This is a genomic window from Siminovitchia terrae (genome assembly GCF_003605405.2).
Classification (GTDB): domain Bacteria; phylum Bacillota; class Bacilli; order Bacillales; family Bacillaceae_C; genus Siminovitchia; species Siminovitchia terrae.
This window is the reverse complement of sequence record NZ_QYTW02000010.1, coordinates 104,499-123,933: the sequence shown is the minus strand read 5'-3', so window position 1 is coordinate 123,933 and position 19,435 is coordinate 104,499. Positions and strand designations below refer to the sequence as shown.

The following is a 19,435-nucleotide window of genomic DNA, read 5'->3' as shown; positions in this document are numbered from 1 at the left end:
TAATGCAATATCGCATCTAGCTTCATCTAATAAAACAATCATCGAATTTGAGTTTATTTTTAGAATTTTTAATGTAAAACTGCATCGACTGATTCAAGAAAAAGTCAATGAAAACAGCTTTTTTCTTTGGCACGATATTTGCTTTTTATACATGACAAGACTGGAGGTGAAAAAATGAGAAATTCTTTTACTGTGATTATGGTGCTTTGGTTCATATTGGTTAATGCTTCTCAGTTTATCCCAGCATTGAACAGGGTAGAGCCCTCTGCTTTTGGCATACCGTTTAACTTACTCTGGATATGGTCATTGAACCTTCTGATCTCGGTCTATTTAGTATATTGTGCAATAAAAGTTTGGAAAACCTACGACATTGATGTCAAAAAAGCTCAAGAAGAAGCTATTAACCAGGGATTGGAGGTCGAAAGATAATGAGTTTACCAACAATGGTCTTTGTATTTCTAGGTATTTCTATGATTGTATACTTATTTATTTGTTACTTGGGTTATAGAGCAACAGACCAATCCTCTATGGATGACTTTTATTTAGGCGGAAGAGATTTAGGGCCGATTGTTTTGTTTCTTACTATTGGTGCTTCTTGGTTCAGTATGTGGTTTTTACTTGGAGCTCCAGGTTCCTTCTTCCTTCACGGTGTCGGCTTTAATTCCTTTTTCATCTTAAACATTGTACTCGGTGTATTTATGTTTGTTTTCGGGAGAAGAATGTGGGCACTTGCCAAAGTATATAATTATGTGACCCCCAGCGATATGTTGGAGCATTACTACAACAGCAGATTTACCCGTCTCATTTCAAGTGTGATCGGAATGTATTTATTATTTCCTTATATAGGCATTCAATTATTAGGTGCTGGCGTCGCATTCGAATTGATCGGAAGTTCCTTTTGGCTTGGCGTAGGAAGTATGCTTGTTCTGGTAACGCTTTATAGTTTAGTCGGCGGAATGAAAGCGGTTGCCTGGACGGATGCTGTACAAGGAGTATTCTATATGCTGCTCACCTGGGGACTCGCCTTTTGGATGCTTAGCAAAGGAGTCACAGGCATCGGCTCGCTGGGGAACTTATTCTCAGCCGTCAACGACAACTTCCCGGATTTCCTTAAATACCCTGGTTCATCTGGATATTTTACTCCTTTAAACTGGTTCGCTTACATTGCTATTTATGTAACAGCGGGAATCGGTCTTCCGCATTTATGGACACGTTATTATATGGCTAAAGATATGAGCGCATTTAAAGTTGTTCCGCTTGGGCATGTCTTGTTTGCCAGTTGGGGATTCGTACCCATTCTCATCGTCGGTATGCTCGGAAAGTTGTTCCTACCGGACATTGAAGTAGTCGACCAAATTTTCCCGGCTATTGTCTTGGAATATTCTCCTGTCCTTGCAGTTGTATTAATCACAGCCGCATTTGCAGCAGCAATGTCGACCGTGGATTCACAATTAATGGCGATGGGAACCATTTTTACAAAAGATATTTGGGAAGTATTCATTAAGAAAGAAAATAGTGAAAAGACCCTTGTATGGGTTGGCCGAATTTCCATGGTTATTTTAATGGCCATCTCCGTGGTCTGGACACTCTATGCTGAAGGATCCATTGTAGCTTTATCCATGATTGCCTTTACCTGCGGCTCCCTTTTATTCATGCCCCTCTTTGGCGTACTTTTTTACCCCAAAGCAGGAAAGTATGCAGCAAACATCAGTCTAATCGCGGGCTTTTTAACACTTTTATTCACCACATATATTGTCCGTGATCCCGGAGGCATTTATGGCGGAGGCTATGCATTGTTAATACAGGTGATTCTATTCTTCATCATCGCCCAGATAGAGAAAAACCACCTGAAAGAAAGAACCATCGCCTATCACAGTATTACTCAAAAATGTATAAATGGTGATTTTCAACCATCGAACAAAGAAGATTACCACAATATAAAGAACGTAGCTGAATCTCAATAGGAGTGATCAACGATGTACAATCAAAAAGAAAAAGTCAAAGTAGCAGCTGTAAACGCTTCACCATATGTTTTTAACTTAGATAAAACCGTGGACAAATGTCTAACCATTATCGAGGAAGCAGCCAGCAATGGAGCTAGATTGGTAGTATTTCCTGAAACGTTTCTTCCCATGTATCCTTGGTGGCTATGGATGTCCGTAGACAATAAAAAGCGACTCGAGCTTTTCAAACAGCTATATTACGAATCTGTAGAAGTTGCAGAGGAACCGTTTCAAAGGATTTGCAGAAAAGCAAAAGAAAAAGAGGTTTATATCGTAATAGGAATTAACGAAAGAGAACGCGGAACCTTATATAATACACAGGTGTTCATCAATGACCAAGGCGATATCATTGGAAAGAGGAGAAAACTCGTTCCTACAAGTGAGGAAAGAACCGTTTGGGGCCGCGGGGATGGAAGCGATTTATTCGTATTAGATACCCCATTCGGAAAAATGGGAGGATTGATCTGTTATGAAAATTCAATGACCCTTTCACGTTACGCTCTCTACTCAATGGGAGAACAAATTCATATCGCAAACTGGCCGGGATCAAACTATAAAAGCCAGCCAAGAGATCGAACAAAAACGATTGAAACAGTATCCAAATTCGTTGCATTTGAAGGGCAATTATTTGTCATCGCCTCTTCCTCCTGCATAGGTCAAGAAGAATTGGATTTCTATACAACATTGGACCCATCTATCAAGGACAGTTTTGACCTGGGTGGAGGCATGTCAGGAATTATTTCTCCATACGGGGAATATGTCTCCCCTCCTGTTATAAATGAAGAAGGCATTGCCTATGGTGAAATTGATCTAGATCAAATTTTAGACGCCAAACATATGATTGATTGCACTGGCCATTATGCTCGACCTGATGTAACAAAGCTCGTATTGAATCAGGTTAAATATTCTGCTTTAAATACAAATGAACAGCCTGCCGTCATGAAGCTGTCCATCGAGGACGAAGAGCAAGCGATTGAAGTAGAATAATGCGGTAGAATGATTAATCAGCTATAGCGTACCAAATCAACGTCCGGAATCCTTGACTCCGGACGTTGATGTTTAAAATTGTAAAGTCTCACTGGAATGGCTTGCATTGATTAACATGTTTTCTATCAAATGCGCCTTGGCGTATTTGCGCCCAAATTTTATCGAGCTCCGCTCGATTAATTTCCTCTGAAAATCTGTGGCATCCGCCGAGGCTTGAACACCCACTGAATGGAATACCAATATGCATTCATCTCACCACTTACAGTAGTGGGAGACTTCTGCTGAATGAAGTTAAACTAGTTAATCAATATCCCCAATAACCCCCATTACTCAAATTAATAACTGAATCTTCCAAAACAATTGAAAGTTCCACTCCAAAGGCCCATAATTTTATTAAGTCAATTAATACAACTTTCAGAAATGAGGTTATTAAATGGTCCAAGCTGATTTAGTTATTTACAATGCCAATATTTTAACGCTTGATGAACAAAGCACAAGGGCAGGCTCTCTTGCCTCCTACAAAGGAAAGATAACAGGAGTTTGGACAGTTCAACAGCCACCCGAGGGTGGTCTGATTAAATCAGATAACTTCAAAGAGATAGACCTGAATGGAGCTACTCTTATTCCGGGGTTTATTGACACGCATAACCATATTTTGATGTACGGACAGCAAAAACACCAGGTGGATTGCCGGTCACCTTTCAATAAAAATATTAAGGATATTCAGCAAAGGCTTGCTGAAGCGGCTCAACAGAAAAATGAAAATGAATGGATTATCGGCTATGGATATGATGACTCCCTTTTGGAAGAGATGCGGCATCCGACAAAAATGGATTTGGATGCAATCAATACCAAACATCCTATTTTCATTCGTCATATCTCCGGCCATTTGGCAGTGACCAACTCTGCCGGTTTGCAGATTGCAGGCATCACCAAGGACACTCCCCAACCGGAAGGCGGACATATCGAAAAAGACAGTCTAGGAGAGCCTACAGGCGTTTTATTTGAACCCGGGGCAATGAATCTCGTATTTTCGCATGTCCCTCTTCCAGACAAGGAAGAGCTGATTCAAATCCTTAAGGAAGTCAATAATGACTACTTAGCTGAAGGTATCACTACAAACACAGATGCCGGCATCGGACTATTTAATGGCGAAGAGGAATTAGATATTTATCTTCAGGCGATAAAAGAAAACCCCCGCTCCATGAAAATGCGATTGATGATCTTGAATGAGTTGTTGATCGATAATGGACCTTTTCACACCTACACTGCCACTGAACTGGATAACGAGATACAGGAAAGAACAAATGGAAAAGCAAGGCTTGACAGCGCTAAAATTTTTCAGGATGGTTCCATTCAAGGCCTGACAGGAGCACTGCGTAAGCCTTATCATTGCGACAATCATCTATACGGCGATTTGATCTATAAGCAGGAAATCATAAATGAATTTGCTCTCGACTTTCACCAAAGAGGATTTCGGATCGCCACTCACGGGAACGGGGACCGCGCAATCGGATCCATTATTGAAGCTTATGAATATGCCTTAAAAAATGGGGAGCAAAGAGATCATAGACATCGAATTGAGCACGTGCAGACAGCCACTGAGAAAGATTTGGAAAAAATGAGCGAATTGGACATTGCTGCATCTTTCTTCATTAATCATGTTTACTATTGGGGTGACCGGCACAGAGATATTTTTCTGGGCCCTGATCGCGCAAAACGCCTCAATCCATTGAAGGAAGCCGATCATTTAAACATTCTTTACACCTTGCACTCTGATTGCCCGATCACGCCTATCTCACCTCTCTTCTCGGTTTGGGCAGCAGTAAACAGGGTTACAAGCAGTGGCGAAGTACTTGGAGCCGGGCAAAAGATTGATGTGGAAACTGCTTTAAAAACAATGACCACCTATGGAGCGAGATTAAATTTTGAAGAAAATGAAAAGGGCACAATTGAGGTTGGTAAAACGGCTGATTTTGCCATTTTGGAAAAAGATCCAACACGTATCAATCCCATGAAAATAAAAGATATACATGTATTAGCAACCTATATTGACGGCAAGCTCGTTTTTGAAAAGGAAAGCCTGAAAGTGAACTAATGAACAGCCTCCATTTGTGTGTATGGATAAGAAAGCTATTTAATCTTGTTCTTAAAAATACAATAACTACCTATCAAATTTACTGGTAGGTAGTTAACACTCACTTTCTCTAGAAGCTAACCAAAATGTTAACAACTTAATCATTTAGTAAGAATGTCGTACATATCAGCTCTTCGGTTCGCAGTGTAACTCCTCATTGGATCAAGTTCTTGCTTAATTGGTAATGAAACTGTTTTAACTTGTTCTTTATCTTTTAACGAAAGTAGAATTTCTTCTGTCGCATCAATCACCATACTATCCCCACAGAAATCAAACTCTCCTTCTGTCCCTAGCCGATTACATATAATGACTGGGATTTCGTTCTCCATTGCACGACATCGTGAAAATAAATGATGATGTAGTTCATATGGATGCATATTTATATTTACAGTTACCATGAAGCCTGCTTTCATTAGTTTAAGTGTACGCGCAATTTCAGGAAACTCCACATCAAAGCAAATTATCATGCCAATTGACCCAAGTGGAGTCAAGTTAACTCAACTATATTTTTTGGGTATTCGGATTATTGTGTGGAAAAATAGGAAAAGAGCACGCAAGCAAATGGACTATGCCGAGACTCCTGTGGAACAGTGAACGCTTTTTGCGAACGAGAAGACCCGTGGAGTGTCCACGGAAAGCGAGCATATCCCATTTGTGTGTTTATAGGTACCTCCATTTCTACATGATTTACCGATAACCCTTCTTTTATCAAATGCGCCTTGGCGTATTTGCGCCCAGATTTTATCGAGCTTAAGCTCGATAAATTTCCTCTGAAAATCTGTGGCATCCGCCGAAGGCTTTGACTTTATTCCGCCGGGGTTTGAACCCCCACTGAATGGAATACCAATATGCATTCATCTCACCACTAATAGAAGTGGGAGATTCCTGCTGAATGAAGTTAAACCTAAATGTTAACTATACTTTACATATCGTTAAATATACTTTACAATGATTTTAACGATGTTAAGTTTATTTAACATAAGGAGGAACAGATTGTGTTCATGAAAAATCGTGTAAAGGAGTTGCGTGCCAGATTCCACTACTCGCAAACAGATCTAGCCGAACAAGTCGGTGTTACTCGTCAAACGATTGCTGCCATTGAAAAAGGCGATTACAGCCCTTCTTTATTATTAGGATTATCGATCTGTAAAATGTTTAATTTGCCAATGGAAGACGTATTTTGGCTAGAAGAGGAGGGTAATGAATGAGATCATCCATTTTTTCCATGATATTAAGTATTTTCACCCTAGTTTTAATAGGATGGGTGCTTGCAACTTTATATGATGCATATACTCAATTTGCTATCATCATGAAAAATCCCACTCCCCCCTGGGAGATAAGTTTATCTATTTGGCCGTTTCTAATACTTGTTCTATACAGCATCCTTTTGTATTTTCTCTATCGCTATAAAAAGAATAATAAAGAGAAAATATCGATCTGGCTTTTCCCACTACAATTTTCAGAAGGAGATGAACGTGAACGGGAGATATCAGGAGAAGCATGTCGCAAAGCCTTTATATCTACTTGGATATCAGTCCCTATTGCCGCATCGGCTTTAGTTTTGTATCCATTATTTGCAGAGCAGTTCCGCTATTTTCCCATTTTCATTGTATTACTGATTCTGATCATTCAGATACTAACCTATTTCTTTCATATTCGAAAAATCTAAAGCTAGTCCTGATCTCGCATTTAGATCCATGAGCAGTGGAGAAGTTCAATGTGTCATTTTTACCTGACTTTTTGAACACCGCACTTAAAAGGAGGCATACAGTTGTTTACAAATCAAAACGGTCAGATCCGCTCCGGTTGGATCATTCTTCTCGGCTTGATCGCGATGTATATTGCCCAAGGTATTTTTTCCATTCCCGGGATGATTTTTTTAGCGGTTACGGAACTCACGCATCAATCCGCTACCATTACCTTTGACATAATGTCGGCTTTCGAAAATCAGCCATGGGTATTATTACTTACCCAAGGAGGTGGCACAATCGGTGGCATCCTGGCAACCATACTTCTTTGGAGGTTCTTGAACAAGAAAACGATCAAAGAGCTAGGATTTAAAGGATCATGGAAAGACCTCCTGTTCGGTCTTTTTCTTGGAGCGATTTCCATCACCATTATTTTTTTCCTATTAATTGCAACAGGAGATATAAAGCTACTGAATCTTATTACGCAGCCAGACTTTAATTCTTTTACCATCAGTTTTCTGATTATGTTTATTTTGGTTGGATTTTTTGAAGAAATGTTTTTCCGAGGTTATGTCATGCAAACAATGGCTTCTCGCCAGAATAAAAAATGGATGATATATCTCGTTTCCGCTGTTGTCTTCAGTGTTGCCCATGGAGCCAATCCTAATGTGAGTATCATCGGTTTACTCAATATTGTCTTTGTTGGTCTATTATTTGCCTATATGTTTGATCGGACGAAAAGCTTGTGGCTCCCGATCGGCTATCATATCACGTGGAATTATTTTCAAGGGAGTGTTTTTGGCTTTGCAGTGAGTGGGATTTCTCCCCATGGCCTGTATCAAATCGATATTACAGGCGGAAATACACTTTTAACAGGTGGAGACTTTGGCCTTGAAGGCGGACTATACGCCACTTTCTTCATTCTCATTGGTTTTCTGATTACCTGGTTCTATACGAAAATTAGAAACGCATAGGCTAACCATTGTCCTTAACGCAGAAAGGCTGTCTACCTTAAGGGGTACATCCCGCCTGGTAGACAGCCTTTTTCTTTGCATAGGAATTTTTTATTGTTCGTTCACAGCTTGAACGACTTCATTCGCTTGCCGCAGCAATGTCTGATATAAAAGAAGTGTTCCTTTTTCGATATCACTCCACCTCGTTCCTTCTTCCAGGCAATGGTTTTTTCCATTTATACTGGGGACAAATATCATGGCTGTTGGTGCTATTTTACTGATATACATGGCATCATGTGCAGCTACGCTCATCATTCTCTTAATTGAAGCCAAGATTGCTGCACTCTTCCTCTATCGAATTCAATAGTTCTTTCGAAAAATGAACTGATGGATGGGTTTTCATTTCTTCTAACAAATAAAGTAATGCAGCATTCGCTGTTTCTTTATCTAGTTTACAAATAGCTTTTGCCAATCCCTCCTCAGAAGGGTGCCGGATATCAGGTAAAGGCCGTTTCTCCTGGAATCACATTATTGGAACCCTGGAAACGTTCTAACCTTGCCAGTAGTAATGAGTGCTCCTCCTGTCTGCTGACAAACCCATTCACTCATTTTATGCTACAGTAACAAGGGAATCCTTTCTCATAGGCATAGGAGTGGTGCCAGAATGATCGGCTTCCCCTTTAATACTCACATTCCACCAGGAAAAACCTGAAATGCCTTCAACGATTCCAATATTTTTTCTCTCTGCTTCCAATTCCGGTCCTACTCAATATGAAGCTCAATATGTTAATCACATCATTCACCACTCTATCGTTATTTCGCCGACGGCGTTGCATCAGTAGCTACATTTATAGCTAAAACCGGATCCTCCATATCTTTCATGGCAAAATAATAGGCAGTAATATCCTCATCCTTGGAATGCTTCGTAAACAAGCTTACTACTACCAAAACTACAAAGGATACCACTAACCCCGGAACAATCTCATGCAGCCCAAAAGGTCGTCCTGCAAAATTCCAGGAAAAAGCAAATATTAAAGATATGATGATACTGGCTTGTACACCTATTTTGGTCGCACGTTTCCAAAACATCGCCGCCATTACAGGCATAACCAGCGAAACTGCTGTTAAGGAAAGAGCATAAGTGTAGATCACAATAATATTTTTAATAAACAAAGCGACACCCAGTCCGATTAAGGCCATTACCGCTACCGAGATTCTGGAGATATTCAATGCTTGTTTATCATTTGCATTGGGAGCAATCCATTTTCTATAAATATCATTGGAGATATTGGTTGCTCCACTCAGTAAAAACGAAGTAGCACCCGTAAGTACTGCCGCAAACAATGAAACCATGAACAACCCGCCTATGGCCGGGTGAGCCACCAAAGTCATAAATTGTGTATAAACAAGATCTTCTGGAGTACCGGCCGACAATACTAGCTTGGCCATAATTCCAATCGGAATTGCAAATAAACCTATTAGTCCACAAACAATGTACCCCACTGTAACAGCACGCACAGCAATTTTTTCCGTCTTTGCAGCCGAAAAACGCTGCCAAGTAGTCTGCCAAACAAGATAAAACGGGCCAAAAATGACCATGTAATTAAACAACTCTGTCTTGTTAAGAGAGAAGAAACTTAAGAATTCAGAAGGTGTTTCCTGAATGAGTGTGTTCATTCCACCCACATAATTCAACCCCATAAAGAATAAAACGATTACACCAAGCAAAATCAAAATCGACTGGACAGCATCTGTCCAAGCAACACTCGGAAGCCCTCCCATCAATGTAAACAAAACACAAACGACAAATCCAAAGATCATGGCCCAAGTCAAGGGCATCCTTACGATGGTGGTAAGAATGGACCCCATCCCTACTATCTGCATACCAAAGGTCGGAGTCATATACAACAAGCTAATAACAAGGGCAGGTATCAAACCTGTAGTCTTTCCAAACCTGCGTACAAATAAGTCGGGGATTGTATAAAGCTTTAACTTTCGTATCGTTTTGCCTAGAACAAGTGCCAATATAATGGAAACAAAAACATAGGGGATACTTCCTGTAAAATAAGACATCCCCATTGTAAAACCTTTTCCGGCCGCCCCAATAACAGCTGCAGCCCCTAATGCAGTCGCTATAATACTGCCTGCAATAGGAAAAAATCCCAAACTGAAATCAGCCATGACATAATCGTCAGCGGATTCAATCTTCCTTGAATAATAAATACTGACAGCAGTGATTCCGGCAATGAACAGCACTAACCATACAATCCACCAGTTCATTCATCTCACTCCTACTATTTAAATTTATTGGCCATGCATTTTTTAATCACTAGACCCCCTTTTTTTGAAAAAATGATATAAAGTTGTATTAAATTCTATTTCCTTCAGATTAAATAGTCAATCTATTCAATAAAATCTGATAATAGAAACAAATAATACAACCTATTATTTATTTAAATAACTAGATGGGTGGAAAATTTTCGGGATCAGAAAGATATCCCGCGGATAGTAAAACAAGGCCCTACAAATGACTATCAAAAATTTCTTACAGATGTTAATGTGTAATAAATAGATTCATCATTTCAAATGAAAAGCCACTATGAATCGGGGGTATTCACTTTGAAACGGATATTTGTCGTGATTGCGGTTTCTGCAAGTGTATTGCTTCTTGCTGGATATGGAGGATTCCAGTATTTAATGAACAAACAGGAGAAAGAAAACCTCGAGGTGAAGGAAAAAGCAAAAGCTGTAGGTGTCACAGAAGAAGAATTCATTGAACAAACGCAGCAAATTGAAGGAATAAGCTACAAGGTTGATCTTGATGAAAACTCCACTCAAGAAGAAGTGATTGATGTGATGCACAAAATGACTCATCAGAAGGTGAGAGCCGAGCAGAAATGGGGAGCGATTCCAATGATCCCTGAAACTATTCACGACGTTTACGAAATCGTTTCTACAAGCAATTTTGACAGAAAAGAGGACCTCCTTGACATCCTCGAAAGATGGAAAAATGAGGACTTCTCCAAAGCTGATGAAGATCACAACTATATTTGGACCTACCGAGGCGGTACAGTTGGCCAGGCATTTGGAATTATGTCTCAGAGTGAGGAAGCGGAATTTATCAAAAATAATTTTAAAGACTAAAATGTTTTTGAATTAACATCATAAATATGGAAGCTGCTATACGCAAAAACAGCAGTCCACCTTTGAGGGCAGCGCCTTTTTATACTAAAACCGCTTGATTTATAAGCTTCTTTTCCTAGAGCAAGAACAGCTCATGGTATCCTTCTGCTGCCAAAGATATCACACACAGATAAAGAGAGGAGCTGACTAAAAGTTGGTACGCCAATTTTTTTCTTACTATAAACCACACCGAAGGTTATTTATTGTGGACTTTACCAGTGCGGTAATCGTTGCCATTCTCGAATTGGCCTTTCCAATCGCAGTGCAAAGATTTATTGACCAGCTGCTTCCAACCGGGAACTGGTCCATGATTGTTACAGTCAGTTTTTTACTGTTATTAGTCTACCTATTAAGTACCTTTTTGCACTATATCGTAGGGTATTTGGGCCATAAATTAGGCATTAATATCGAAACGGATATGCGTCAAGAGCTTTTTTATCATGTTCAAAAGCAGTCTTTTCGATTTTTTGATAATACGAAGACTGGCAATATTATGAGCCGGATCAGTAATGACCTCTTTGAAATTGGAGAGCTTGCTCATCACGGCCCAGAAGATTTTTTCATCGCCATTATGACATTTGTAGGTACTTTTTTTATCATGTTTTCAATCAACATGAAACTCGCCTTGGTCACTATTTTCATCGTACCGTTCCTTGTTTGGGTCATCACCTTTTGCAACGTTCGCATGAACAGAGCCTGGGGACAGATGTACACGAAGATAGCCGATATCAATTCACGTGTAGAAGACAGTGTTTCCGGCGCCAGAGTTGTACAATCTTTTACAAATGAACAATTTGAACAAAAGCGCTTTGATAAGAACAACAAGAATTTCCGCAAGGCAAAGTTGGCTGCCTATAAAGTGATGGCCTTTACCACATCCAATATTTATATGATGACACGATTTGTGACTCTTGTCGTGTTGGTATATGGTGCCTGGCTGACCTTCCAACAAGAGCTATCATATGGGGAATTAGTCAGTTTTGTTTTGTATGTCAATGTACTTATGAAACCTGTTGACAAAATCAGTGCCTTAATGGAGCTTTATCCTCGTGGGATGGCGGGGTTCAAACGATTTCTCGATTTGATCGCCCAACAGCCGGACATTCAGGATAAAAAGAATGCCATTGTTGCTCCTGCTTTTCAGGGAAATATAAGGTTTGATGATGTCCACTTTCAATACGATCCGCAGCAGCCTGTGCTGCAAGGGATCAATTTGTCCATTAAAGCAGGTGAGACCGTTGCCTTCGTAGGACCTTCAGGCGCTGGAAAATCGACGATTTGTTCACTAATCCCCCGTTTTTATGATGTAAATCATGGGGAGATAACCATTGATCACTTGGATATACGCGATGTAACAAAACATTCCCTTCGATCACAAATCGGGATTGTCCAACAAGATGTATTTCTATTTGCGGGAACCATTCGAGAAAATATTGCCTATGGGAACTTAAACGCAACGGATGAAGAAATTCATGAAGCAGCAAGACGAGCCCATCTGGAATCATTTATTCATACATTACCGCAAAAGTATGATACCGAGGTTGGTGAAAGGGGATTGAAACTGTCCGGAGGTCAGAAGCAACGAATAGCCATAGCCCGGACATTTTTAAAAAATCCGCCTATCTTGATTTTAGACGAGGCGACTTCCGCCCTTGATACTGAATCAGAAAAAATCATTCAGAGCGCGTTAAATGAACTAGCTCAAAACCGAACAACATTAATTATCGCTCACCGTTTGGCTACCATCCGCAATGCGGACAGAATTGTCGTTGTCACTGAAGACGGCATTGCTGAGCAAGGAAGCTATGACGAACTGCTTCGCCTTGATGGCATATTTGCTAAGCTTCATCATATTCAATATGAACGAGTGTGAGAAATGTTTATTTAAAAATGTATTTGTAGAACTGAAGAGGCCGTGGAAAACGATTTTCTCGATGGCCATAGTCAATTCGGGCCGAAGATAAATTGTTCAGTTAGCAAGGGAAAAGAGTGACAGGATCAGAATAAAGGTCGATAAGGTAATTTCATGAATGTCAAGATGTCATTAGGAGGTAAGACGATACAAACATTGAGAGCAAGAATTAAAGAATTGGAAGCAGAAAATGCCGGAAAACTGAAATGATTTTAGTTAAGCAACCGCTGTTTATTTGAATTTACTAAATAAGGGAGAATTAGAATTGTTATATTATGTAATTGATGCTTTTACAGAGACAAAATTTGGCGGGAATCCAGCAGGCGTAGTAATTTATGAAAATTTAGACGAAGAGTTTATGCAGAAATTTGCAGCAGAAGTTCGCTTTTCAGAAACAGCATTTATCAAAAAAATAGACAATAAAAATTTTGAAATAAAGTTTTTCACACCGACTTCGCAGGTTGAACTTTGTGGACATGCTACCATTGCATCCTTCAAGGCCCTATTGGACAGTCATGCTATTGAAGATAACAATATATATTTTATGAAAACACTCGCTGGAACACTTTCTGTTGAGGTGAATCAATCATTTATAATAATGGAGCAAGCTGAACCTAAGCTAGGGAAAGTATTTGATGATTATGATTATTTATCTGACCTTTTTAAAATTGATAAAAACCAAATAGGGAATATAAATTTTAATCTAGTACCTCAAGCGGCGAGCACTGGTCTTTGGGATATAATGCTTCCATTAAAAACAAAGGATGCTTTGTACGCTCTAAATCCTGATTTTAAAGCACTTGCTGAATTTACAAAGATCAATTTAGTGGGAGGAGTCCATGCATTTACGCTTGACACAAAAGAAGGAATAGCAGAGAGTAGAAACTTTTGCCCACTCTATGGTATTGATGAGGAAGCTGCAACAGGTACTTCGAATGGGGCCTTAACATATTATCTTTTTAATAACCACGTATTAACTAAATTTAATCAAGAGTACTCTTTCCTTCAAGGGTATAGTATGGGCAGACCTTCTAATATCATTACAAAATTAGTAAATAAGAATAATCCAAAAGTTATGGTAGGAGGAAAAGCAATTATATTGACAAAAGGTAAGCTATACTAAGCGGTATCTTCATATGCTTGGCGCACTTCTAGAATAAAGGATTGGTCAGGACTTTTTTCCCCAAGCTACCAAATTTATTAGCATTTGGTCCCGAATCAGTAAGACCAAAGCCACAACCAACTAAAAGGTTGGTTTCAATCGAGAAAATATTCTTGAAGATTAAAGATAATAAGTATTTCATTCCAATGACGATGTCGTCATTGGAATTACTTCCGTGGTGACTATTCATCAGTATCGTGACATAGGCCGTAAATCAAACAATTAACAGCACCTAAAAAGGCACTGAATCAATGGCGAATACTTATATCGCAATTCGTGTGATCAGGTATCGGACTTTCCAATGAATCCAGAGATGACACGGCCTGTTTAAAGTTCTTCAAAAACATGTGAGCCAAGTTCATGGAAAATCCGTTTCGAACGACAACGCGCATAATCGTTACATTTTCCATGTCAGGGGGTAAAGGATATGCTGGCACTTGCCAGCCAAATGTTAGCAATTGATTGGACAAGTTGTAAAGATTCCAGTTTGATGTATAACCTTCCTTCAGTCGCCACGTTAATACTGGAATATCCGAACCGTCGGTCAAGACTTCAAAAGGTCCCATTGTCTTAATTGCATTGCTGAGAAAACGCGCCACTAATTGAGAATTTCGTTGTACCTCATAGTATCCGGATTTACCTAAACGGAGAAATTTATAGTATTGCAGGAGCACTTGTGCACTGGGACGCGAGAAACTTAAGGTAAATGTTGGGAAGTTCCCGCCTAAATAAGACACATTGAAGATGAGATCCTCGGGGAGATCTTCAGCCTCGCGCCAAATAATCCATCCAATACCCGGGTACACTAGACCGTATTTATGTCCGGAAACATTGATGGATTTTACTCTGGGCAACCGAAAATCCCAGACTAAGTCCGGCTGGAGGAACGGTGCAATAAATCCTCCTGAAGCAGCGTCTACATGTATCGGAATATCGAGACCTGTTCTAGACTGAAGTTCGTCCAATGCCTTCGCGATTTTCTCAACCGGTTCATAAACACCTGTATAAGTCACCCCAAAAGTAGATACCACACCGATTGTGTTTTCATCTACGGCTGCGAGCACACCTTCGGGGTCCATATAAGGGTGATTCGGGGTAATGTTCACATAACGCGGTTCAATATCCCAATAGTTCGCGAATTTTTTCCAAACAATCTGTACGGCAGAACTAAAAACGATATTTGGCCGATCAATCGGCTTCCCTTGTTTCTTACGAGCCTTTTGCCAGCGCCGCTTTAATGCAAGCCCCCCGAGCATGCATGCTTCCGACGATCCCGTTGTCGAAGCACCCATTGTATTAAGCGGACGGGGTGAATGCCAGAGATCGGCGATCATTCGTATACACCGTTCCTCTATCGCTGTTGTCTGCTGGTATTCATACTTATCAATCAAATTCTTGTTGAATGCTTCGGCATATATGCGATCCGCGGAAGATTCCATCCATGTGGTAACGAATGTTGCAAGATTAAGTTTAGGTTTGCCATCAAAAGTAATCTCATCGTGGACAATTTGATACGCGTTTTCAGGTAACATGCCTTCATCAGGTATACGAAAACTTGGACCATGCCCTTTATCATGGTGGAAAAATAAAGGATTTCTAGAAATTTTGTGAGGAGTTATCGTTTGCGCATGATGGAGCGGACGCCATTGAGAGCTGCTTCTTTTTGTCGGCCTAAGAAGATTGTAATAAGGATTCCATAAGGTTCTAGCCCTAAGTGTCTTTTTAGGGGTTAACTGTACAGGGCTTGGTAGCTGATACCCCATATATAAATGAGGCGGGGTGGAGTATGTTTGGTTTATAGATGGGTAAGGACCAAATGGATTTAAAAAGGGAATATACGTTTTATAATGTCTATTCATTGAGGTCCTCCTATTTCAGCAATTAGTTATAAGTATGAAGAACATCTATAATCTAGAATGATTTTGAGAATCGGCGAAAAACTTTGTTTTATTTGTTCCACAATCGGGCGCAAATACGCCAAGGCGCATTTGATTGATAGTGGTTTGGTAGATGGAATTGTTACCTTTATGCGTAAAAAAACCTTAAAACAGGTCATAAAGCGAATGTTTTCGGGATGTATGTAGTACCACCAGACGGTCGAGGGCAGATATTAGGAAAATCACTGAAATTTTTTGCTGTCCATAATCTTTAAAAATTCATGGCTATAGTATGCCTAATAAACTATAGACTGTAGTTAGGATGGAGCTTAAAACTCTGGGTATAATAACTATTCATACAACAATGAATTGGAGTGGTAAGATGACCGTCAATGATAAGAAGAAACAAAAAACAGTATTTAGAGATAATCAAGATATAGTCCCTGAAGGTAACCTACCAGGTAATAGAGAGGATCGAAGTGATAAAATGGGTACGTTAAATTCTGAAGAAATTCGATTTGAAAATGCTGACGATATATATGATGAATATTAATGAAAGGGACAAAAGCTTAGACTCGATCTTCAGCAAAACGGGCGCTATTACTGAGTAATGGCGCTTTAAAGTAGGAAGGATTACAGAAATGATCAAACTTTCTTATAAAGCGACAAACACCGCCTATATTCACGGACGGTGTTATACACATTATTTTCGATCAGAAGTTCTATAGAAGAGTAAACATTAAATATATGTCTTCAAAGTAAAGATATTGATTTTCATGGTTTTTATCACATTTACTATTGATAAGGATGCTGGAGTTAGACTAAGAATTTAAAGTTAAAATAAGTTAGCATGAGATCCCTGCAATGAACTCCTGCCTACAACAATAAAACCCTTCGAAAACGCAAAATCCGGCAGAGGAGAACGAACCGCTCTCTGCCGGATCCATATTTAAGGGGGTAATTGATATATGGCTTTTTAACTTTGAATTATTTCATTTAGCCTTGACATGCTGAACAAAACATTTAGGGATTAATACGCTTCTTCAACGCTTTTAATCATTGCCTTAATGGATTGCAGTCCCCCACCAGAAAGGTACCAGTAGTCCGCATCCAAGTAGAGGATTTTTCCGTCTTTATACGCTGTCGTCTTTTTCACTAGATCATTTTCAATTGCTGCTTTTGCTGGCTCAGCGTCTTTTTCAACTGCTGCGCCCCGGTCAATGACGAACAGAATGTCAGGGTTTGTTTCTAAAATGTATTCAAAAGAAATTCCCTGTCCGTGTGTGGATACTTCAATGTTTTCATCGGCTGCTTTAAAGCCAAGGACATCGTGGATCCATCCAAATCTTGATTTAGATCCATAAGCACTTACTTTGCCTTCATTGGCCAAAACGATCAGTGCTTTTTTATCCATAGACTCCGCTTTTTCATTTACACCTGCAATTTGTTTCTCGACCTCTTCCAGCTCAGCTTTGACTTGGTCTTCCTTGCCGAAAATTTCACCAATTATATTCATGTTCTCCTCAAAGGATTCCATATAACGATTTGTATCAACTCCTATGTATACAGTAGGAGCAATTTCTGCAAATTGGTCATACAAGTCAGCCTGGCGTCCAGAAATGAAGATGACATCCGGCTTTAGTTCATTGATAGCCTCAAAATCCGGCTCTTTCAAGCTTCCAACGTTTGTATAGTCATCTCCTGCATATTTTTCAAGATAAGCAGGAAGTGTCGCCTGTGGTAACCCAGTTACATTGATTCCCAATTCATCCAATGTATCTAGTACACCAAAATCGAAGACAACAATCTTTTCAGGGTTTTTCTTGACTGTTGCATCTCCATATTCATGAGTGATGGTTACCTCTTCCGCCTGCTTCTCCGGCTCGTTCTTTTCTTTCTCTCCGGATTGACTTGTTTCTTTTGAACCACAAGCGGCAAAAACAACTGCCATCACGAAAAGCATAATAAATAAAGTCCACTTTTTCATTGGTTGATTCTCCTTTAATCCGTTGAAATATGTAAAATGAAATCCGTATAAGGATTGCCAACAGACAATATATCTGCTGTCAAACTGCGTATCTAATAATAACTAGCAGCCTCACATCCAAACTTAACAAGATAACATTTTCCAGATTCACCTGCCCCATTTTAACGAAAATGATAATCGTTATCACTTGAGCTCGTATTTTATTATAACACCACCCTCGCAAGAGTCAACAACTAATTGAGAATTTATCTCACTTAAATATTTGTGAAACATGCGGGATGAGCATCGTCAAAACCTCGGGAACAACGCAAACCTGCCGCTGATTATGATGAAAACTGGTCATTTTGGATTATTGGAAAACAGGAAGAAAGTAGGTTAAAAGAAGTTTACCTTCATAATCTTAGTGGACATTCGCCGCGATCCATTTTGACCAAATAGGGTGCCCCTAAAAATAACTTATTCTTCAGAGTAACGTTTTAAGAGCTTCATCTTATGAGAATGAAATACTTCTTCTAAAGAAATGTTATATTTATTCGCAATTACCATTACGTTGCCTAATACATCTCCTAACTCCTCTACCAAAGCCTGTCTATTCTCCTCGAATGATTCAGTTGCCTCGTCTGGTCGATCCCTACCAATTTCAAGGGCTCTTATAGCCCGTGCTACTTCTCCCGTTTCCTCTGCTAAAAAGCCAATTCGAATGAAAATATCTAATTCAGACCAGCCCCTATTCTTATAATAATCATCTACCCATTGTTGAAATTCATTGACATCCATTTTTCTCACTCCTTAAATTCCAGCTGGTAAAAGTTTAACAAAGTATTTGGTTTTTTTGTATGATGTAACGCTGATTTCGCTAGGGAGAGATATTAATGAAAAAGATAGCTGTATTTTTGCGGTTCCAATAACGGAGCATCCAAGGCTTAAATAGAAAGCGCCAAAAAGCTGGGGGAAGAACTAGCTAAACGTAATATTACACTTGTTTATTGAGCCGTTACGAATTCTGTTTTAGAAGAAGGTGGACATGTCATCGGAATCATGCCGAGCTTTTTAGAACAGAGAGAAATATCTCATTCATAAAATGTCCACTCTCGCAAATTTCGAAGAATGAAAAGCACCTATTTCAAGTTCACCCCCATTTGTGGATTAAACATAAAAACCCACCTTACAGTAATGTAAAGTGAGTCCATTTGTTGGCTAGTTATTCGATATGTCGTGATAAACTTTTAATGTGTGCAAGTTTATTTTTTAAATTAGCGCGGTCTTGCTTCATTTGATTCATTCGATTGGTGACAACTTTCTTTCCATACCCTTTTGGAGCGGAGGCAATTAAAATAACATTTTCTTTATTACTCATTTACCAGACCTCCAAATAATGTTTCACAAGGTAACAATATGTGTAGCCCTTTGATTCAAGTATAGCATTAAATCGAAAAGGAAACTGAATTTTGGTGCATAGGCCATTGTTTAAACAGTAGTCCCATCTAGGAACTGCTTACTGGCAGTTCGACCCTTATTGTCATCCAAACTCCAAATGCCAATAGGA

20 protein-coding genes and 1 pseudogene are annotated in these 19,435 nt (G+C 39.5%); 12 read left to right on the top strand and 9 right to left on the bottom strand.

The window, feature by feature from the left end:
- The first annotated feature begins 174 nt into the window (after nucleotides 1-174).
- From D5F11_RS12000 to D5F11_RS11990, 3 genes are read left to right on the top strand one after another with little or no spacing between them, the layout of a single operon-like run.
- Nucleotides 175-429 carry a hypothetical protein gene (locus tag D5F11_RS12000; RefSeq protein ID WP_120115587.1) on the top strand — a complete coding sequence of 85 codons (255 nt, stop codon included), beginning with the start codon at nucleotides 175-177 and terminating at the stop codon, nucleotides 427-429.
- The gene (locus D5F11_RS11995) at nucleotides 429-1,964 is read left to right on the top strand and encodes a sodium:solute symporter family protein (RefSeq protein WP_120115586.1); all 1,536 of its coding nucleotides are present in this window, start codon (nucleotides 429-431) and stop codon (nucleotides 1,962-1,964) included. Before D5F11_RS12000 ends, D5F11_RS11995 begins: the two co-directional genes overlap by 1 nt.
- Before the next feature lie 12 nt (nucleotides 1,965-1,976).
- Nucleotides 1,977-2,990, top strand: coding sequence for a carbon-nitrogen hydrolase family protein (locus D5F11_RS11990; protein WP_120115585.1), 1,014 nt, complete (start codon nucleotides 1,977-1,979; stop codon nucleotides 2,988-2,990).
- 88 nt (nucleotides 2,991-3,078) lie between these two features.
- Here D5F11_RS11990 and D5F11_RS26375 read toward each other — a convergent pair whose 3' ends face one another.
- The gene (locus tag D5F11_RS26375) at nucleotides 3,079-3,237 is read right to left on the bottom strand and encodes a hypothetical protein (RefSeq protein WP_185830649.1); all 159 of its coding nucleotides are present in this window, start codon (nucleotides 3,235-3,237) and stop codon (nucleotides 3,079-3,081) included.
- Nucleotides 3,238-3,423: 186 nt separating this feature from the next.
- On the opposite strand from D5F11_RS26375, the gene D5F11_RS11985 reads away from it, so the two are divergent.
- Nucleotides 3,424-5,088 (top strand): amidohydrolase, encoded by a 1,665-nt coding sequence (locus D5F11_RS11985; RefSeq protein ID WP_120115584.1) that lies wholly within the window; start codon nucleotides 3,424-3,426, stop codon nucleotides 5,086-5,088.
- A gap of 140 nt (nucleotides 5,089-5,228) precedes the next feature.
- On the opposite strand, the gene D5F11_RS11980 is transcribed toward D5F11_RS11985, so the two are convergent.
- A complete protein-coding gene (locus D5F11_RS11980; protein WP_281277086.1) occupies nucleotides 5,229-5,618 on the bottom strand; it encodes a carbon-nitrogen hydrolase family protein in 390 nt (129 codons plus the stop codon).
- A 510-nt stretch (nucleotides 5,619-6,128) separates the two neighbouring features.
- On the opposite strand from D5F11_RS11980, the gene D5F11_RS11975 reads away from it, so the two are divergent.
- The 3 genes from D5F11_RS11975 to D5F11_RS11965 all read left to right on the top strand — a co-directional run bounded on the left by D5F11_RS11975 (nucleotide 6,129) and on the right by D5F11_RS11965 (nucleotide 7,789).
- Entirely contained in the window at nucleotides 6,129-6,335 is a 207-nt protein-coding gene (locus D5F11_RS11975; protein WP_120115661.1) for a helix-turn-helix transcriptional regulator, read from the top strand.
- Nucleotides 6,332-6,796, top strand: coding sequence for an MFS transporter (locus D5F11_RS11970; RefSeq protein WP_120115582.1), 465 nt, complete (start codon nucleotides 6,332-6,334; stop codon nucleotides 6,794-6,796). The genes D5F11_RS11975 and D5F11_RS11970 overlap by 4 nt, the downstream gene beginning before the upstream one ends.
- A gap of 102 nt (nucleotides 6,797-6,898) precedes the next feature.
- Nucleotides 6,899-7,789: a CPBP family intramembrane glutamic endopeptidase gene (locus D5F11_RS11965; protein ID WP_120115581.1), complete on the top strand. Its 891-nt coding sequence runs from the start codon at nucleotides 6,899-6,901 to the stop codon at nucleotides 7,787-7,789.
- 90 nt (nucleotides 7,790-7,879) lie between these two features.
- On the opposite strand, the gene D5F11_RS11960 is transcribed toward D5F11_RS11965, so the two are convergent.
- The 3 genes from D5F11_RS11960 to D5F11_RS11955 all read right to left on the bottom strand — a co-directional run bounded on the left by D5F11_RS11960 (nucleotide 7,880) and on the right by D5F11_RS11955 (nucleotide 10,048).
- Nucleotides 7,880-8,101 carry a M20/M25/M40 family metallo-hydrolase gene (locus tag D5F11_RS11960; RefSeq protein WP_120115580.1) on the bottom strand — a complete coding sequence of 74 codons (222 nt, stop codon included), beginning with the start codon at nucleotides 8,099-8,101 and terminating at the stop codon, nucleotides 7,880-7,882.
- Nucleotides 8,088-8,240 carry a hypothetical protein gene (locus D5F11_RS26370; protein ID WP_185830648.1) on the bottom strand — a complete coding sequence of 51 codons (153 nt, stop codon included), beginning with the start codon at nucleotides 8,238-8,240 and terminating at the stop codon, nucleotides 8,088-8,090. The genes D5F11_RS11960 and D5F11_RS26370 overlap by 14 nt, the downstream gene beginning before the upstream one ends.
- A 341-nt stretch (nucleotides 8,241-8,581) precedes the next feature.
- The gene (locus tag D5F11_RS11955; RefSeq protein ID WP_120115579.1) at nucleotides 8,582-10,048 is read right to left on the bottom strand and encodes a sodium:solute symporter family protein; all 1,467 of its coding nucleotides are present in this window, start codon (nucleotides 10,046-10,048) and stop codon (nucleotides 8,582-8,584) included.
- A gap of 339 nt (nucleotides 10,049-10,387) precedes the next feature.
- On the opposite strand from D5F11_RS11955, the gene D5F11_RS11950 reads away from it, so the two are divergent.
- The 3 genes from D5F11_RS11950 to D5F11_RS11940 all read left to right on the top strand — a co-directional run bounded on the left by D5F11_RS11950 (nucleotide 10,388) and on the right by D5F11_RS11940 (nucleotide 13,986).
- Nucleotides 10,388-10,912: a DUF6241 domain-containing protein gene (locus tag D5F11_RS11950; RefSeq protein ID WP_120115578.1), complete on the top strand. Its 525-nt coding sequence runs from the start codon at nucleotides 10,388-10,390 to the stop codon at nucleotides 10,910-10,912.
- A gap of 193 nt (nucleotides 10,913-11,105) precedes the next feature.
- Nucleotides 11,106-12,824, top strand: coding sequence for an ABC transporter ATP-binding protein (locus D5F11_RS11945; RefSeq protein ID WP_120115577.1), 1,719 nt, complete (start codon nucleotides 11,106-11,108; stop codon nucleotides 12,822-12,824).
- A 304-nt stretch (nucleotides 12,825-13,128) separates the two neighbouring features.
- Nucleotides 13,129-13,986, top strand: a complete 858-nt coding sequence (locus tag D5F11_RS11940) for a PhzF family phenazine biosynthesis protein (protein WP_120115576.1) — start codon at nucleotides 13,129-13,131, stop codon at nucleotides 13,984-13,986.
- A gap of 287 nt (nucleotides 13,987-14,273) precedes the next feature.
- Here D5F11_RS11940 and gad read toward each other — a convergent pair whose 3' ends face one another.
- Nucleotides 14,274-15,884, bottom strand: coding sequence for a glutamate decarboxylase (gene gad, locus D5F11_RS11935; RefSeq protein ID WP_120115575.1), 1,611 nt, complete (start codon nucleotides 15,882-15,884; stop codon nucleotides 14,274-14,276).
- A gap of 400 nt (nucleotides 15,885-16,284) precedes the next feature.
- Between gad and D5F11_RS26365 the strand changes: the two genes are divergently transcribed.
- Nucleotides 16,285-16,455 (top strand): hypothetical protein, encoded by a 171-nt coding sequence (locus D5F11_RS26365; RefSeq protein ID WP_185830647.1) that lies wholly within the window; start codon nucleotides 16,285-16,287, stop codon nucleotides 16,453-16,455.
- 477 nt (nucleotides 16,456-16,932) lie between these two features.
- On the opposite strand, the gene D5F11_RS11930 is transcribed toward D5F11_RS26365, so the two are convergent.
- Together D5F11_RS11930 and D5F11_RS11925 are read right to left on the bottom strand one after the other, a co-directional pair.
- Nucleotides 16,933-17,889 (bottom strand): siderophore ABC transporter substrate-binding protein, encoded by a 957-nt coding sequence (locus tag D5F11_RS11930; RefSeq protein ID WP_120115574.1) that lies wholly within the window; start codon nucleotides 17,887-17,889, stop codon nucleotides 16,933-16,935.
- A gap of 456 nt (nucleotides 17,890-18,345) precedes the next feature.
- The gene (locus tag D5F11_RS11925; RefSeq protein WP_120115573.1) at nucleotides 18,346-18,666 is read right to left on the bottom strand and encodes a MazG nucleotide pyrophosphohydrolase domain-containing protein; all 321 of its coding nucleotides are present in this window, start codon (nucleotides 18,664-18,666) and stop codon (nucleotides 18,346-18,348) included.
- Between the two features lie 95 nt (nucleotides 18,667-18,761).
- Here D5F11_RS11925 and D5F11_RS28330 point away from each other — a divergent pair.
- Nucleotides 18,762-18,963, top strand: a pseudogene (locus D5F11_RS28330) (LOG family protein); the annotation flags it as partial.
- 127 nt (nucleotides 18,964-19,090) lie between these two features.
- Here the strand turns inward: D5F11_RS28330 and D5F11_RS26360 are convergent.
- On the bottom strand, nucleotides 19,091-19,246 hold the full coding sequence (locus D5F11_RS26360) for a hypothetical protein (RefSeq protein ID WP_185830646.1): 156 nt from the start codon (nucleotides 19,244-19,246) through the stop codon (nucleotides 19,091-19,093).
- Nucleotides 19,247-19,435: the final 189 nt, after the last annotated feature.

Bases quoted from the DNA above. Each gene is read 5' to 3' on its own strand.
- gad (WP_120115575.1), bottom strand. From the start codon at position 15,884: ATGAATAGACATTATAAAACGTATATTCCCTTTTTAAATCCATTTGGT.
- D5F11_RS11990 (WP_120115585.1), top strand. From the start codon at position 1,977: ATGTACAATCAAAAAGAAAAAGTCAAAGTAGCAGCTGTAAACGCTTCA.
- D5F11_RS11985 (WP_120115584.1), top strand. From the start codon at position 3,424: ATGGTCCAAGCTGATTTAGTTATTTACAATGCCAATATTTTAACGCTT.
- D5F11_RS11995 (WP_120115586.1), top strand. From the start codon at position 429: ATGAGTTTACCAACAATGGTCTTTGTATTTCTAGGTATTTCTATGATT.
- D5F11_RS11925 (WP_120115573.1), bottom strand. From the start codon at position 18,666: ATGGATGTCAATGAATTTCAACAATGGGTAGATGATTATTATAAGAAT.
- D5F11_RS11930 (WP_120115574.1), bottom strand. From the start codon at position 17,889: ATGAAAAAGTGGACTTTATTTATTATGCTTTTCGTGATGGCAGTTGTT.
- D5F11_RS11955 (WP_120115579.1), bottom strand. From the start codon at position 10,048: ATGAACTGGTGGATTGTATGGTTAGTGCTGTTCATTGCCGGAATCACT.
- D5F11_RS11970 (WP_120115582.1), top strand. From the start codon at position 6,332: ATGAGATCATCCATTTTTTCCATGATATTAAGTATTTTCACCCTAGTT.
- D5F11_RS26375 (WP_185830649.1), bottom strand. From the start codon at position 3,237: ATGCATATTGGTATTCCATTCAGTGGGTGTTCAAGCCTCGGCGGATGC.
- D5F11_RS12000 (WP_120115587.1), top strand. From the start codon at position 175: ATGAGAAATTCTTTTACTGTGATTATGGTGCTTTGGTTCATATTGGTT.
- D5F11_RS26360 (WP_185830646.1), bottom strand. From the start codon at position 19,246: ATGAGTAATAAAGAAAATGTTATTTTAATTGCCTCCGCTCCAAAAGGG.
- D5F11_RS26365 (WP_185830647.1), top strand. From the start codon at position 16,285: ATGACCGTCAATGATAAGAAGAAACAAAAAACAGTATTTAGAGATAAT.
- D5F11_RS11975 (WP_120115661.1), top strand. From the start codon at position 6,129: ATGAAAAATCGTGTAAAGGAGTTGCGTGCCAGATTCCACTACTCGCAA.